This window comes from Eubacterium callanderi, assembly GCF_900142645.1.
Lineage (GTDB): Bacteria > Bacillota > Clostridia > Eubacteriales > Eubacteriaceae > Eubacterium > Eubacterium callanderi.
In genome coordinates this window covers 164041-179983 of the sequence record NZ_FRBP01000004.1, presented here as the reverse complement: position 1 = coordinate 179983, position 15943 = coordinate 164041, and the positions used below count along the sequence as shown (strand labels likewise).

The 15943-nt window shown below is 47.6% G+C and carries 14 protein-coding genes; all 14 read right to left on the bottom strand.

The window, feature by feature from the left end; all coding sequences use genetic code 11:
• Positions 1-14: 14 nt before the first annotated feature.
• Complete coding sequence (locus BUC22_RS06405) at positions 15-215, bottom strand: hypothetical protein (protein ID WP_013379498.1); 201 nt, start codon at positions 213-215, stop codon at positions 15-17.
• A gap of 45 nt (positions 216-260) precedes the next feature.
• Positions 261-878 carry a hypothetical protein gene (locus BUC22_RS06400; RefSeq protein ID WP_013379497.1) on the bottom strand — a complete coding sequence of 206 codons (618 nt, stop codon included), beginning with the start codon at positions 876-878 and terminating at the stop codon, positions 261-263.
• Complete coding sequence (locus tag BUC22_RS06395; RefSeq protein ID WP_013379496.1) at positions 875-1426, bottom strand: phage antirepressor KilAC domain-containing protein; 552 nt, start codon at positions 1424-1426, stop codon at positions 875-877. The genes BUC22_RS06400 and BUC22_RS06395 overlap by 4 nt, the downstream gene beginning before the upstream one ends.
• Before the next feature lie 125 nt (positions 1427-1551).
• Positions 1552-2091 carry a hypothetical protein gene (locus tag BUC22_RS06390; protein WP_013379495.1) on the bottom strand — a complete coding sequence of 180 codons (540 nt, stop codon included), beginning with the start codon at positions 2089-2091 and terminating at the stop codon, positions 1552-1554.
• 184 nt (positions 2092-2275) lie between these two features.
• Positions 2276-2800, bottom strand: coding sequence for an HD domain-containing phosphohydrolase (locus tag BUC22_RS06385; RefSeq protein WP_013379494.1), 525 nt, complete (start codon positions 2798-2800; stop codon positions 2276-2278).
• Positions 2801-2879: 79 nt separating this feature from the next.
• Entirely contained in the window at positions 2880-3890 is a 1011-nt protein-coding gene (locus BUC22_RS06380) for a tyrosine-type recombinase/integrase (protein ID WP_013379493.1), read from the bottom strand.
• 142 nt (positions 3891-4032) lie between these two features.
• Positions 4033-7095, bottom strand: a complete 3063-nt coding sequence (locus BUC22_RS06375) for a DUF11 domain-containing protein (RefSeq protein WP_013379492.1) — start codon at positions 7093-7095, stop codon at positions 4033-4035.
• Positions 7096-7117: 22 nt separating this feature from the next.
• Positions 7118-8062, bottom strand: coding sequence for a phosphatase PAP2 family protein (locus BUC22_RS06370; protein ID WP_013379491.1), 945 nt, complete (start codon positions 8060-8062; stop codon positions 7118-7120).
• A gap of 15 nt (positions 8063-8077) precedes the next feature.
• Positions 8078-8848, bottom strand: a complete 771-nt coding sequence (locus BUC22_RS06365) for a MurR/RpiR family transcriptional regulator (RefSeq protein WP_038350739.1) — start codon at positions 8846-8848, stop codon at positions 8078-8080.
• A 1-nt stretch (position 8849) separates the two neighbouring features.
• Positions 8850-9608: a MurR/RpiR family transcriptional regulator gene (locus BUC22_RS06360; protein ID WP_013379489.1), complete on the bottom strand. Its 759-nt coding sequence runs from the start codon at positions 9606-9608 to the stop codon at positions 8850-8852.
• A gap of 23 nt (positions 9609-9631) precedes the next feature.
• On the bottom strand, positions 9632-10954 hold the full coding sequence (locus tag BUC22_RS06355; RefSeq protein ID WP_013379488.1) for a 6-phospho-alpha-glucosidase: 1323 nt from the start codon (positions 10952-10954) through the stop codon (positions 9632-9634).
• 18 nt (positions 10955-10972) lie between these two features.
• Complete coding sequence (locus BUC22_RS06350) at positions 10973-12520, bottom strand: alpha-glucoside-specific PTS transporter subunit IIBC (RefSeq protein ID WP_073382614.1); 1548 nt, start codon at positions 12518-12520, stop codon at positions 10973-10975.
• Positions 12521-12688: 168 nt separating this feature from the next.
• On the bottom strand, positions 12689-14161 hold the full coding sequence (locus BUC22_RS06345; protein ID WP_013379485.1) for an alanine/glycine:cation symporter family protein: 1473 nt from the start codon (positions 14159-14161) through the stop codon (positions 12689-12691).
• A gap of 81 nt (positions 14162-14242) precedes the next feature.
• On the bottom strand, positions 14243-15943 hold a 1701-nt coding region (locus BUC22_RS21750; protein ID WP_200805540.1), incomplete at its 5' end, for an InlB B-repeat-containing protein.

The window sequence follows — 15943 nt, the reverse complement described above, 5'->3', positions numbered from 1 at the left end:
GCACCTTCTCCTTTTCAGTCATCCTCATACACATCTGTGATCTCAAGCACAATGCCTGGAAAACGGTCCTCCACCGCGGCGCTGAGGTCATTAAACAGATCCTCTGCCTCCTCTGCGTCCCGGGCATAAAAGCCTGCCTCAACCCGGCACTCCGCTAAAACTCTGTAGCTTCGGCGGCGGTTGATGATTCTGGGGCCTCTGCCGTATTTATTCATATGGTTACCTCCATAAATTTTAATCTTCAGGAAAAGGCGGGGCGTTTAACCCTGCGCTTTTCCTGCCATTTGTTTCCTTTCTCTCGCTGCCCACATGGCGTTAAAAGCAGCTACATCATCGTCTGGGTACTGGGCCTTGATCTCTGCTCTTTCCTCGTCCGTAAGCGGTGGCAGCAGGTTGAAGCCGTGGATGCTGGCCGCAGCCTCCTGATTACTATAGGATAGAGAAGCCTGTTTAGTGTTTATGTTTATGAACGGGGACAATTCTGTCACAGTTGACGGGACAGCCTGTGTCCAGACCTTTGTCACACTGTCCCTTCTTTCATCCCTTACACAAATGGCCTCAAGGCCTTGATCGAAGGGGACCATCCGGTAAATTCCCGCCCGCTGGCCAGCGTCCTTCTGGTACGTCACACGGCCGCGGTCAATGAGGTACCCCCTTTGTCGCAGCAGAACCCGCCGGTCCCGGATGCCTAAAATGGGCATAGCCACTGTATTTGGCAGTTTAAACTCTACCGGCCAGTACCACACGTCCTGGGCTGTCCGAATGGCTGCCCGGTTATTGGTGTACATAAGCAAGTGCCAGTAAGCCTGGAGCAGCGGGCTCAGCGGATTCTCCGCCATCCACCTGTAAAAGGCCAGGAGCTCGGTCAGATAGTTCATCCCCTGTTTCTTTCCTCTGCCAGTGTGCTGATAAAGAATTCCTGGCCCGAAGGGGTGATCCGAAGCTGTGGGGACTGCTTGAGACGGCCGCTCTTTTTCTCCACATAGGTTTTGTACTCAACGGTCATACGTTTTTTGTCCAGGGACTGCCGGGTTGGCAAATTACGGTTGCGCAGCGCATCAAAATAAGCAAATCCCCTTTTCCGAAGCCACACATACAGCTGGTTCCTCCCAATGCTCAGGCCCTGCTGCCGCATGATCTCCGCCAGACGGGCGACAGGTATATCATCCTTGCCTGCCCTGCTGTCCTCATACTCTTTTCTCTCACTGTCATCCTCCAGATAAATCCGGGCTTTTTCGTCATATTCCTGCCCCAGGGCTTTCAGCTGCTTTTCAAGAAAGGCGAGCTCGATGCGCTGGTCTACATCGGGCAGAGTCTCAAAGCTCCCTAAAATGCGGTCCTCCTGTTTTAGCGCGCACGAAGCACACCATGGACGAAAACCTTTTTCTTCTGCCCGGACGGTTGGGGTGATCTGGTTACAATTCATTCTGTAATCCTCCTGTAAAATATAATGGTTCAATTTCAGCGGTGCACTTTTTCCGGTGCTCCTGCTGATGGTTCTATCTTACAGGACTCTATGGTTTTAACGGACGCGAGAACGTGTTTTTATTATCATGAATTAAAAATTATTTTTATTTTCTGCCGCCAGCGGTACACGGTGCTCAGTTCTCCGCAAAAGGGCAGGGTGAGCACAGGCCGGCCGCGGCGCGGGTTCAGAGGCTTTTCGCGGAGTTCATCGTTTTCAAACAAATGTAAAAGGGTACGGGCGGCAGTGAACAGGGTATGGCGCATCCAACACGCTGCAAAGACGGGCAGTACACGCTGGCGCTTTGCACAGTGCTCGCACTCTTTTGAGCATACCCAGAGAACATAAACCAGTCCCTCATCATCCTCAATTTCCTTTGATAAGCCATTGACCACACAAACCTTACCATCTTTTTCTTTCAGGCGCATGGTTTTCTGTTTCAGCGGACTCTGGCAATGGCGGCGGACTTGCTTATGATGGCCATGGTAGATAAGCTCAACCACCAGTTCTCCGCCTTTTTTTAAAAGATAACCGGTATCAACAGCCTCAAACTGGTCGGGATGGTCTTTGATATGCTGTTCGAGCGTTTCCTGTTTTAAGCGTTTCATTGCTGCGGCGTAGCCCATTTTCTTTCTCCTTTACTTCACACACATAATAAAAAGGACCCGCTTTCATGCAAAATATAGCTTGCATGAAAGCAGGTCCATGAATGGTCCCCTGCGGGGTATATTCTGTTTTTCTATTGATAAATAGACGGTGTCTAATGGCGCAGACACCGCCTAAGGTAAAAAAGAGACTCTATATCACCGGCTATGCCGGGAATAGACGAAACAAGGCGCACACCATCTCCGGATCATAGTAGACGCCTTCATGTTTTTTAATTTTTTTAAGCAGCTCGGTATCGTTTGTCCCGGGACATTCTGTTTTTAAATGGTCCCAGGCATTCGCTACTGCGGCAGCCCTTGCAATTATTGGAATATTGTCGCCTGTCAGATGCTCCGGTCCCCCTTTGCCATCCCAGCGTTCATGGTGGTAACGGCAAAGATCACTGGCAATACTGCAGAATATTGATTCCTTGTTACCTGACGCTTTCCGAAATGCATCGCTGAAAAAATCCGATCCACGTTCACAGTGTTCCAGATCATCGGTATCATCATTTCTTTTACCCAGATCATGATAGTCACAGGGAGACAGGTCACCAAAACGCCAAATTTCAATCAGATCACTCCGCCCGATTTCTGTAAGGAGAGCACGGATTAATCGACCGGTTCGTTTATTATGTTCCTGAACGCCTTCCGGACAAAGCAGTACCATATTGATTAAATTCTTGAGCATTTCTTTAGCCTCTCTCTGTTTTTTGTATTTTTTCTGGCAACGGGTATTTAATTACTTAGAAATGCCGCATAGTTCCTTACTATGCGGCGTGCCTCACCCGCGTACTTCCGGAGTGTCTTTTCCTTTTAAAATCTTTCATTTTCATCATTTCCTGCCGAATAAAAGACTCACTTAAATGTAAGTAAATATCTGTTGTGGTAGCTGTCTGACTATGCCCCAACAAAGCACTGATAACTTTTATTACGACGCCGCTTTCCATGGCGCGCGTCGCAAAACTATGCCTTAATGAATGAAAGGTATAAGTCTCAGAAATCATAAGCTCTTTTAGCCTTTTTTTAAAATGCCGCTCAACCGTCCGTCCATTATAAGAATTTCCATCTTTTTTCCCAACCACAAAAGCATCAGGCTTTTTTTGCACTGATGTTTGCTTCTGGAAATATTCTTTTAAACATTTTGAAAATTCAAATTCCAAAGGAATTTTTCTCTGGCTGCTCTGTGTTTTTGGCGTTCCCAGATGGGCAACTGTTTTGTTTCCATCACCTGTCGGAACACGTTCCATGCTATGCCTAATAATTACTATATTTTCATTAAAACGTATATCTTGCCAACGCAATGCGATCACCTCCGACAATCTCAAACCTAAATTCAAAGCAAGCAGTATAGCGATATCCAGTGCCTTTGAACTCTGTCCCAAAGCATTTTCTATTTTTTCTTGATCTTTTATACTTAGCGCCTTTGCTTTTACCTTTTCCTTTTGAGGTAAAACTGTTTTTTCGCATGGATTTCTTTCTATAATTTTGTTCTCTATTGCCAGCTCAAATACTGCACGCAAACAGCGGTAAACTTCATGCACAGTTTTCGCACTCAGATCCTTTTGTATGTCGCTAACAAACCGTTGAATATCTTCCTCACTGATGGTCTTAACGGACTTTTCTCCAAATACGGGACGCAAATATCGATTAATTAATTGAACATAAGTCCTTTTTGTCTGTGCTTTTAAATGGTTTTTGCTTTCTAACCATTTATCAAAAAGTATGTCCATCGGTACAGTCCCTACAAAAAAGTTTATAAATTCTTTTAATCGTTTCATATTGCTCTCCTTTGTTTGTCAAAATTTACCTTATTTAATTTAATACTAGCATTTTTTCCTGTTTAATGTTATAATTATAAAAACAAAAAAAACATGGCGCATAGTAAGGAACTATGCGCCATGCTTTTTTATTTGATTCTTATTACTGTGCTGTTGTTTTAAACACAAATGGTGTTTTATCGTACGCACTCTTGTAACTGTCTAAATTATATTCGAAGAAATCACCGCCTGTAATAAAACGAAACTTTACAAGCTTTACATTTTTTTCAAGTGCATTGGTCTCCAGATTGTACACGTCGCCCCTAAAGCTTCCCGTCCCTGAGGCTCCAGCAAAGACCGTTAGGATCGACATAATCCAAAGCCGGTCGTCAACATTGAGGCTTTCATTTCCAATATAAAGATATTTTGTAGGCAGCACCATACCGACTGCTGTCATTTCATCATACAGCGTTTTATGGCCGCTGGAGGACAGGCGGTTTTTCATTGTATTGAGTGTATCCACTGAAATAATTTTTTTGTTATCCGCCTGGTATGATGTAATTTTCTTGTCTTTAATCAGATTATTGAAAAGTGTTTCGACTTTCATATTAAAACTGCCTCTATATTTATCGCCCAAAATTTCATGAATATCTTTTAGAGGGTCAAGAGTTACCGTATTGGCCGTCTTGACAGTATACAGCTGTTTATCGACGAGATTCCGGTCTTTTCCCACAGGCGGTTTCAGATTTTCTTGAAAAGTCGTCCACTTAGTATCAATGCTGTTAAACTGGTCTTTCATTTTGGTGATCTGCGCATCATACATATGATCCTTATTATTGGCATTCATATAGCACATGCTGATCATGTACGCTTTAATATAAAGCTGGTAATTGCTTGCCCAATATTCCGATTTGGCGGTTGTTGTCTGTGAATCCCAGTTGTAGCGCCGGTTGTATAGCATGACATAATCATCAAGCACACTGCCCACAACCCCCTCACCAAGGATGTACTGCCCAAAGGTATAGGCATCGTAGACAAAGCCTTGCCCTCCGGTGGTCGTGCCTCCTAAAATAATATTCAGCTGGTCCATAAGATCTTTATATTCCTGTGATTCGATGGATTCTACCTTGGCCAATTGTGCCAGAATATCGTTCGTGCTGCTGGACAGAAGCCCTGCCCGGAAGTTAATGGAACGGGCGTTGTCCTGAAATTTACTGATTTTTGATTCCAGGGATGCATCGACTAAATAGTTGACTTCACTTTGAATTTTAGTGGTCATTTTGTTTATTTCCAGCGCTGACTCGCTGAGGGCAGCAACGCTGTCGCTTATTCCACTCATTGATTCCTTGCTCTCGGACATGGCCAGACTGCCAAGCCCCAGGATACCTGCGATTCCTCCTATTGGCGCGTCCTTGGCAAAGGAGTTGACAATCGTGAGGATTTTTGACACCAAGTCGGTTGTGGAGGCCGCGCTGTTTGACGCCAGCATGTTGTCATAAACAATGACCTCATAATCGTCAGCAGCGACAGGCACACCGTAGGCGTCAATGAGGCTGCCTTCGGCCAGCACAAGGTTTTCATTGCTGGCCCAATGGGCAAAGAATGCTCTCAGCCCTTCCTCACCTTCCTCCTCATACCATTTTTGCAGCTCAGGGTTATCAATGGCTACGGTAAAAGCAAAGGTGCCGTCTGACCCGCTTTCGATGGTAACTGGCGAAATAACGGCGTCGGGCAGTGTGTCATTTGTAAGGCTGACAGAGCCTGGCGTTAAATTTACACTGCCGTTTAAGGAGCTCACCGTACCGGTGAAGGAGGCGGCTGCCTTAGTGGAGGACTGTGGATCGGCGGTAACGGTATCTAGCGTAAGCTCTGCTGTAATCCGCTCTTCCGCCAGTGCCAGCTCCAGCTCCAGGCTGCCGCAGTTGAGCCCTGCGCTGTCGATGGTCATGGTGACGCCGTCAAGGGCGTCCAGGATTTCGGTTTTATCGGCTGTGCCGTTCACAGCGACTTTTAAAACACCATCTTTTCTGGCATCGGTGGAGGGAATGGTCAGCGCTACGGGCTGGACTGCTGTATTGTCAAATGAAAAATGGGCGGTGCCGGCAGTATCTGCAAACTCGGCGGTGTCCAGGCAGAATTTTATGTCGGCGGTGCCGTCATCGTTGACCATGACGTTATCGGTTCCGTCTGCAAAATACGGCAGCGGTTTCATGACATCGACCACAAGAACGCCCACTTTATCGCCTTCCTGCTTAAAGCTGTTTTTGTCGAAATACAGAACGCCGCAGCTCTCGTCGCTGTGGTCCAGTTCTCCTGACATTTTAAGACGGATTGTGTGCTCATCCAGCAAATTGATTTCATCAATGCTTACACCATGAAAGGCATTGGCCAGTTCAATATCAGCGGCTGAGATCGAATCTGAAAAGGCGTCTTCCTCACTGGTGGCAACCACATTAAAGAACCTGGCGTCTGCGGCGACTTCTGTTTTTGTTGTCATGGGTTCATAGCTGGCGGTGGTCACGGTAAGGGGGGCGATCTTTTCGATGGAAACAGTGGTGGTAACCGTCTGTTCTTCGCCGTCTACCACCAGCTGCTCTGTTACGTCGTAGGTGATGTTCTCGAGTGATGTGGGCAGCTCGGATTCTTCTGATGCGGCTTCTTCTCCGGCCGCCAGGGCTTCTCTTGGAAGGGCCGCTAGCCCCAGCTGTGTTCCGATGCTCAGGCAGAGTATGATTGACATCATCTTTTGTTTACGCCTGGCATTTCCTTTAAAAAAGATAACGCCCAAAATTAAAATGGTCAGCATCAATACGGCGAATATGGCGTGGGGGCCCTGGTATCCTGTATGGGGGTTCGCGCCTTTTTTAGCGGTCAGGAGTGCTGCTTTGCTGACCTCTCCGTTGTTTATTTTAAAGCTGTAATTTATTTTCTGACCGCCTGCAATGTGGTCATAGGTTTTTTCGGCAGCGCTCGCGTGCAGGCCTTCGGGGAGGGTCGTCTTCAGCGATACGTTGTAAAGTCCCGCCTCTGTTGGATTGTCGAGCGCCAAGGTCGCTGTTATCTGCTCGCCGTTGTTTATGGTTCGCTTGTCAAAGGTCAGCTGTGTGGGGATCAGGTCTTTTATATAGGTGACGTCAAATCCCCTTGCTAGGGTCGATGCCCCCACAAACAGCAACAGCAGTAAAGCGAGTGTGATGACACTGATCACTCGGTATAAGGTTTTCATGTTTTTTTCCTTTCCTGTTCATTCATGAACATTTTGTTTCAAACTTTTTGAAAAGCGCCGGGTAAATTGCCAGAATAAAAAATGGGACCAGGAAATTATAGATAAAGGCCGCGGCGTAGGCGTCTAAAAACAGGTTAAACACGTTTCTGAGAATATAGTGCAGGACGGTTATGACTGCCGCGCCGATGAGGTAGCGTCTGATTTTAAAATAGAGTGTCCCCTCGACTGAAAATTTAATTTTCCTTCTCTCCACGATCCATCCAATCGCGCCGCCAAACGCAAAACCTACATTGCCGAAAACGTCGGTGACCATCTTAGCCGGGTCCACCAGGAGTTTGCCGTCAACCCAGTTCTGCGGATAGCTTTTTGTCATTGCGTAGATAATGATCAGGACGCCGCAGATTAGCATGGCCGCCACCACCCAAATATCTTTCTCTGGTTTTTTTTCCAGGTAATCATTTAACACATAACCCATAAGCAGGATGACCAGAAATGCACTGCCAAATCCTACCAACACATCCTGCGGCGTATGAACGCCCAGGAAATTCCGGGACAGCATGACTAAAAAGATGACACTGAACAAAAACACGACGACAAAACGGTATTTCCTGAAGTACAGGGCCAGTGAGCCGTAATAGCAGGTGGCTTTTGTTGAATGGCCGCTGGGAAAGGAGTAGCCTGTGGCTGTGGTTTTGGCCCCCGCGATGGGTTCTATCCCCGGGTCTCTTATCCACGGTCTGTAAACGCAAAAGCTGATTTTTAACACACTGTTGACTAATCCCCCCACGCCCTCTGCCAGGCACATATACGTTCCGGCTTTTTTATTAAAGCACCAGTACACTGCTGCCATCAGCAGGACGGGAATAAAGGATTCTCCAAGGGTTGTGATGAATGAAAAGAAGTCGTTGAATACGCCTTCTGAATAAAACCGAAAGTTCTGTAATAAAAATAAATATTGAATATCCATGCTGCCTCCTGTCCTCTATGAACGCTTATTTTCTAAATAATGCGCTTCTAAATAGCGCACAAACAGTACTTCTATAATGGTGAAGAATGGTGCGCAGAGATAGCCGTCTGTTTTCTGGCTTCTGCCTTTTATAATGCGGTGGTTGTAAAAATAAATGTGTTCATCACTGAGCTTTTCCAGCTCATTATCCTCATAGGAGGTAACGGATAATATGGACGTCCCTTTATTTTTTACTCCGCGCACCAGATTGTTTACCGGCCGGTTGTTGCCGGACAGGGAAAAAACGATCAGAGTATCTTCCTTTTTCAGAAGCTCTGTCATTGTTCCCAGCTCTGTTTTACTCTCAATGACAAAGGCACGCTTTTGCAGTATGAAGAAAAGGCGTTTCAGTTCTTCGGCCGCGTGCCGCTGTACTTCTCCGGTCCCAAAGATAAAAATCCGGCCGGGGCAGTCGAACAGCTCAAAGGTTTTTGTGAGATCAAGATTTTTTAAATAGTCCAGGGTGAGATAATAATCCTGATAGGTACGGTTGAGCAGATTGACTGCCAACACATCGTCTGTCTGTTCCTGCCACTTTAAAATAACCCTTAACTCCCCATAACCGTCCATGCCCAGCTTTTTGCAAAAACTCAGGATCGAATTATTTGAAACGCTGCACCTTTGTGCCAGCTCACTGAGTGAATACTGGGGGCATTCTTTCATATGCTTATAAATATACTGCCATATGCAATGGTCGGTTTCGCTGAAGTTTTCATAGTGCTGATTAACTAATTGATTAATATCCATATCACTGCTCCTTGTGGGAACGGTATTCCAAATATTTTAGAAACAGCATCTCAATCAATATAAAAAAGCTGGTAACCGACGTGTAAGACACATCGAGATCATCTTTTTTTATGACCAGCCCTGACGTGTATAAATTCACGGTGCTGAGCTTTGCCAGCTCGTTTTCGTGGAGGGTGGTGATTGAGACAACCGGGACATTACGGATTTTCAGCGCATGCGCAAATTCTACCACCTCGGGGGATTCGCCGCTGTATGAAACCATAAACATCACATCTTTTGGGGTGATTTTTTCAATCATACGGTTTGTCTCTGCGTTTCCGTTAATCTCATAAAATATCCGTTTTGCCGAGACAAAGATCCGGGTCATTTCATGGGCGACAGTACTCTGCAGTATTCCGGAGCTGTAGATATACAGGTTCTCTGCGCTGTCGATCAGCTCAAAAATTTTATCACAGTTCTGCTCCACAATGCGGTGGACCACCTCATTATAAAGGCTGATCACCTTTTTCATGCTGGTGTAATCCTCTTTGGGCGTCTGGCTGTCGTGTATTAATGTCACTTTGAATTCACTAAAGCCGTTAAATCCAATTTTATGAACAAAACGCGATAATGTGGTCCGTGAGACATGGCACCGGCTGGACATCTCAGTGATTGTCAGGCTTTTGCACGCCTCCCTGTTTGATTTGATGTATTTCCAGATATATAAGTCGTTTTCGTTGAGATTATGGTAGTACTTGTTAATATGTTCATCAAGTTTCATGTTTTCCTCTTATGTTTATGTGATTAAGTAAGCTCAGGCCAGTAATCTTCATTGGCCTGGATAAATTCATCTAATATGACTTTTGCCGCTGCCGCGCTCGGGACGGTTTTGGAAAGTGTCAGGGCCTGCCACAGCTTCTGGTAGCTGCCCTCAATCCATGCGTCTACCACCAGTTTCTCGACGTTGACCTGCTGCTCCATCATCCCTTTTTGAAAACGCGGGATTTTTCCCTGGCAGATTTTCTCATAACCGTTTTTTCCGACAATACAGGGAATTTCCACCATGGCGGTCCGCTCAAAATTCTCAATGGCCCCTTCATTCGGAACGATGAGTAAAAAACGCTCCTGGGTGTTCTCCGCAATCGCCCTGGCCAAATCGACAATATAGGTAGCGTGGGCGTCTGCTTCAAAATTACTGCCGCTGCTGGTTCCCTTTTCGATGATCTCGCGGCAGACGCTGAACACCTTTTTTTCCCGCCCGTCCATAACTTCATTGGCTCTGGTATATTCTGGGTCCAGCCCGGCAGCGATCTCGTAGGGAAACAGATAGTACTTCAAATAAGTATTTGGGATTGTCTCCGGATCAATCGCGTAAACCTCTCTGGCCATTTTAAAGGTGTGAGCCCAGCTGTCATCGACCTGCTGCTCTGCACTGACTGGAAAGCCGTTTTCCGCAATGTATGCCCTGATAACGGGCATCAGGTCGTTGCCTGCTTTGTCATAGATCTGGTGCCACCACCCAAAGTGGTTCAGGCCATAGTAGCCGACCTGCATTTCCTTACGCGACTTGAGCCCTGCTATTCCCGCCATTTTTTCTTCAAGGTCGATGGGCATATCACAGATGTTCAAAATCTTTGAATCTGGCCTCAGCCGATTGGTCGCCTCGGCTACAATGGCGGCCGGGTTTGAATAGTTCAGCATCCAGGCGTCCGGAGAATACGCTTCCATATAGTTTAAAATCTCAAGGACGCCGCCGATGGAGCGCATGCCGTAGGCGATACCGCCCGGGCCGCAGGTCTCCTGACCCACAACCCCATATTTTAAGGGAATCTTCTCATCCTTTTCGCGCATGGCGTATTTTCCAACACGGATATGCGCCAGCACAAAGTCGATGCCTGTAAAAGCTTCCTTTGGATCATCGGTATAACCAAACTCAATTTCCGGCGCGTTCTCGCGGAGGTAAATTCCACAGGCTTCTGCGATTATTTTCTGTCTCTCGGGGTCGTTGTCATAGAGCATGATTTTCCTTATCGGAAAGCGGCTGCTCTCTTTTAACAGCATCAGAACAATACCTGGTGTAAAAGTACTGCCTCCGCCTGCTACTGTAATGGTATATTTTTGTGTCATTGCATTATCCTCCTGTGTTTATAATAAATTTTCAAACTGTTCCCGAAATTTTGCGACGGACAATCCTATAATGACCTGGACGGATCTGCCGCTCGTAATGCACCCATGTGTTCCGAGGTCCTTAAAAGCCTGATCGTCCAGCACCACTTTTGGGTCTTTAATATTCACCCTGAGGCGTGTCGCACAATTCGTGACGTCGATGATATTTTCTTTTCCTCCCAGTGCCTCGAGCACTTTTTGCACAATAAGTGTCTCTTCATCGCTTTTACTGGCCCTGTAATCCGACTTGGAATAAAATTTGACGTTTTCTTCATCCTGGCGCCCTGGTGTTTTGAGATTAAGCTTAAGAATTATAAAGCGAAACACGACAAACCAGATACCTGTAAAAGCAAGCCCTACGGCAAACAGGAGCAGGTATTGCTGCCAGTGGCTTCCCATGAGGGGAATCCAGTTGAAGGAGGCCATCTCGATAAGGCCCCCGGAAAAGATTCCGGTTATTCCCAGCAGGTTAATCACCATGGCCAGCAGCGCTGACAGTACAGCGTGCACAATAAATAAAACAGGCGCGATAAATAAAAATGTGAACTCAATGGGCTCGGTCACCCCACACAAAACAGCGGTCAGTGTTATTGGGATCAGCAGCGCCAGCAAACGTTTCCTGTTCTGTGGCTTAGCGGTGAAATAAAAGGCCAGCGCGATCCCCGGACAGCCGAATATCTTTGAAAATCCTGTGGCTGTGTAGGAGGCCCACGGCGCCAACTCCTTTAATGCTTCTGTCGACGCCGCGAGTTGAGGGAGCTGTGTGGCCCAGTAAGAATAGATTCCTCCGTTAATGACCACATTATCAAAGTAGAAAGAGGAGTAAAGCAGATGGTGGAGGCCAAAGGGGATCAGCAGCTTTTCCAAAAATACAAACAAGCCCACACCCAAGGTGCCTGCTCCCAGTACAAACTGCTGAAGGGCGCTCATTAAAAGCTGAACCTGAGGCCATATAAGGATCGCTAAGACTGCCACTGGCAGCATTGCGAAGAAGCCAATCATAAATACAAAGGTGGAGCCGCTGAAAATACCCAGCCATTCCGGCAGCTCTTTTTCATAAAACCGGTTGTGCAGAAATATGACGAGCGCCGAAATTCCCAATGCCCCGAACATCCCCATATCGAGGGGCTCAATACCGGCAATCTGGGTTAAATGGCTTCCGCCTTCTGCCTGAGATGTCAGGTCAATGCCAAGGTCTGCGCCCCATTGGGAGAGCATGATTGAGACAAAATAGTTGAAGGTTAAATAGAGGACCAGCGCTTCCATACAGCAGCGCGCATTTTGTTTTTTGGCAAGACCGATGGGCAGGGCCACCACAAACAGCAGCGGGAGCTGCCGGAATACGGTCCAGCCGCCCTGAAGCACGACGTTCCAGCATTTGAACCAGAGGCTTTCCGGGCTTGCCAGCTCGCCAAAAATGGCCTGGGTGGTAAAAAGTGTTCCTATGCCGACAACAATCCCCGCAAAAGCAAAGAGCAAAACAGGTGTAAACATTGCCCCGCCAAATTTCTGAATTTTCTGCATCATAACTTTTCCCTCCCAGTCTTTTGATAACGATTATTCATCTGGTTTTATCTTAACAGCTTCATTTGAAGGTTACAATCATTCTGGCCTATTCTGGGAAATCGGCCATCATTCCGTTTTCTGCACCAAAAGCTGTGAATTTTACCAGCAAAAAGCAGATAAGGCGCTGCCCTATAAACTGTCACTCTCCTTTTGATATTTAGACCATACCTGTGTTGTGTCCTCTATGTTCAGAAGCTTCGGATTAAATACGGGCTCCATAACGCCTGCCTTCTTTTGTATTTCATAATCCTTCATAATCTTTACAACCTGATTTGAAAGAAGCAGCACAACAATAATATTGATCCATGCCATGCAGGCCACGCCAATATCCATGACATTCCAGAGCATTGACGAATCCGCGATACCGCCAATAAAAATAGCGGCTAAAAAAGCAAGGCGTAAGATTGTTCGTCCCAGTGTTCCCACATTTCTGAATAAATACCGGACATTGCTCTCGATCTGGTAATAATATCCGAGCAGGGTGGTCAGGGCAAACAGCGCTATGATGACACTCAAAATTTTACCTTCCCACGGAATGGTGTTGGGTGTCAGGTTATTGAGCGCGGTCTGTACCCAGAGGGCGCCCTGCTCAAGGTTAGGCGCACCCTGCGCCAGCATGGCGCCGGTGCTCTCGTCCACAACGTTATAAATGCCGGACAGCAGGATGACTAAGCCTGAGATTGTGCAGACGATAAAGATGCTCAGATAAATGGACAGAGCCTGAATGAGCCCCTGCTTGGCCGGGTGGGTCGCTTCTGCCGCCGCTGCCATGATACCGCCGGAGCCATAGCCCGCATCGGTCGAAAAGATCCCGCGCCTTACGCCCCACGAAACCGCTGAACCCAGAATACCGCCAAAAATAGCGTTTGTTCCAAAGGCAGAGGTGAAAATCACTGAGAATACCTCTGGCACCTTTGTGATGTTTTGAATAATGACAGCAATGCCAAACAACAGGTAAATGGCGCACATGAAGGGCGCCATGCCTTCGGCTACCCGTCCGATACGCTTGATCCCGCCCCAGATGATAATCCCTATGAGCGCTGTGCCGATAATGGCAGTAACCAGCGTGTTGACACCATAGGCGTTGTCCAGCGTTGTGACAATCGCGTCCATCTGGATACCGGGCATGAGTATTCCAATGCCCAGAATCAGTATGATGGCAAATATCTTTGCTAAAGGTTTACACTTCAATCCCCGCTCAATATAAAAAGCCGGGCCACCCAGGTATTCGTTACCTGTTTTAATCTTATAGGCCTGTCCCAGCACAGCTTCAGACAAAGCCGTACAGGTGGCAAAGAATCCAAAGGCCCAAATCCAGAAAAGAGCACCTGGCCCGCCAAAATAGATGGCTGTCGCTACACCCGCGATATTCCCGACGCCGACACGCGCCCCAAGGGCTGTCGCAAATGCCTGGAATGGTGTGATCCCATCACTTGTGTCGCCGTTGCCTTTTAAAACTCTGATCATCTCCTTAAAAAAACGAAGCTGCGGAAATTTCAGCCGGATCGAAAAATAAATACCAGCTCCCATTAAGAGGATAACAAGAATATTACTCCAAACCACATTTTTGATTACTTCTGTTATTGCAACGAAATTTTCCATTGTTTTTCTCCTAGTCCAAAAGTGTAAGTCCACATAGGCATCGTTATGTGGACTTACCTGTGTCTTTCCAATGATAAAAAGTTAACGTTTTGAATGTTTTCTCTTTAATAATACAACCACTAAAACACCGCAGAGCAGCAGTATCATGATGATCGGAATGTAGGTGGTTCCCTGTATTCCGGTGCCTGCGCTGTTACCGCCTGTATGCCCGCTGTTGTCCGCCGCATTGGAATCGGCGTGTGCGGATGCTGTTACCTTAACGGGTGTCTGAGCGGAGTGGATACCGTTGTCGGCTAAAAGGGTGTGATCCCCGGCTTCAATGTCAAAGGGCATCTGGAAGGTAAACAGGGCCTCCCCATTGCTGTCGGCATGTACTCGCCCGACTTCCCTTGGGGTTGAATGCACTGTAAAGGTGATCTCTGCGTTTGGCTCAAAATCGGTGCCTGTCACGTTGATGGTATCCCCATGCGCGCTCACATTCTGGTTTACGGTGATGCCCGGTATTCTTAAACGCCACTGAGCATATAAAAGAACGGTATCATCGTCCACAGTGGTCAGGTTTTTTACGCTTTCTCGCTCTGTATAGCCGGTTCCCTGGCCGTCGGCCTGGGTATTCCAGCCCGAAAAGGCAAAGCCGGTTTTGGTATAGCCGTTGGCCGTCAGTTCCGCTGTCTGATCATAGGTCATTATTTGGTCAGGCGTACTGCCGCTTTCGGCAGTATTGCCGTCAAATTGGATGGTATAGTGGTTGGCCCGCCACTGGGCGTAGAGGATAACAATATCCTCGTCCCTTGGAGACAGGTTGATTACAGTCTGCTCATCGTTAAAAGCTGCTCCTGTTCCATCGGGCTGGGTGTTCCAGCCGGTAAAGGTGTAGCCGGTTTTGGTATAGCCGTTAACCGTCAGGCTGGCTGCCTGATCATAGGTCATGGCCTGCCCCGGCGTGCTGCCGCCGTCGGCCGTGTTGCCGTCATATTGGATGCTGTAGGTGTTGACGCGCCATTGGGCGTACAGGGTAACCGTCCCTCCTTCGACAGATGTCAGATTTGTAACATTCTGTCCATCGGTATAGCTAGTTCCGCCGCCATCGGGTTGGGTGTTCCAGCCGGTAAAGGTGTAGCCGGTTTTGGTATAGCCGTTAATCGTCAGGCTGGCTGCCTGATCATAGGTCATGGCCTGCTCCGGCGTGCTGCCGCCGTCGGCCGTGTTGCCGTCAAATTGGACAGTGTATCTGTTGGCACGCCATTGGGCGTACAGCGTTACGCTGTCTCCTTCTTCTGAACTCAGATTACTGACATTCTGTCCATCGGTATAGGCGGTTCCGCCACCATCACGCTGGGTGTTCCAGTTCATGAAGGTGTAGCCTGTTTTAGTGTAGCCGTTGGTGGTCAGGCTGGCTGCCTGATCGTAGGTCATGGCCTGCTCTGGTGTGCTGCCGCCATCGGCCGTATTGCCATCGAAGTGGATGGTGTAATTATTGGCGCGCCATTGGGCGAACAGGGTAACTGTCCCTCCTTCTTCTGAAGTCAGGTTACTGACCGTTTGTCCATCAGTATAGGCGGTTCCCCCTCCGTCGGGCTGGGTATTCCAGCCCACAAAGGCATAGCCTGTTTTGATATAGCCGTTGGCGGTCAGGCTGGCTGCCTGATCATAGGTCATGCTCTGGTCTGTCATGCTGCCGCTGTCAGCGGTGTTGCCATCGAACTGGATGGTATAGCTGTTAGCGTGCCACTGGGCATACAACGTGACGGTTTCACCATCATTTGGCGTCAGATTTATGAC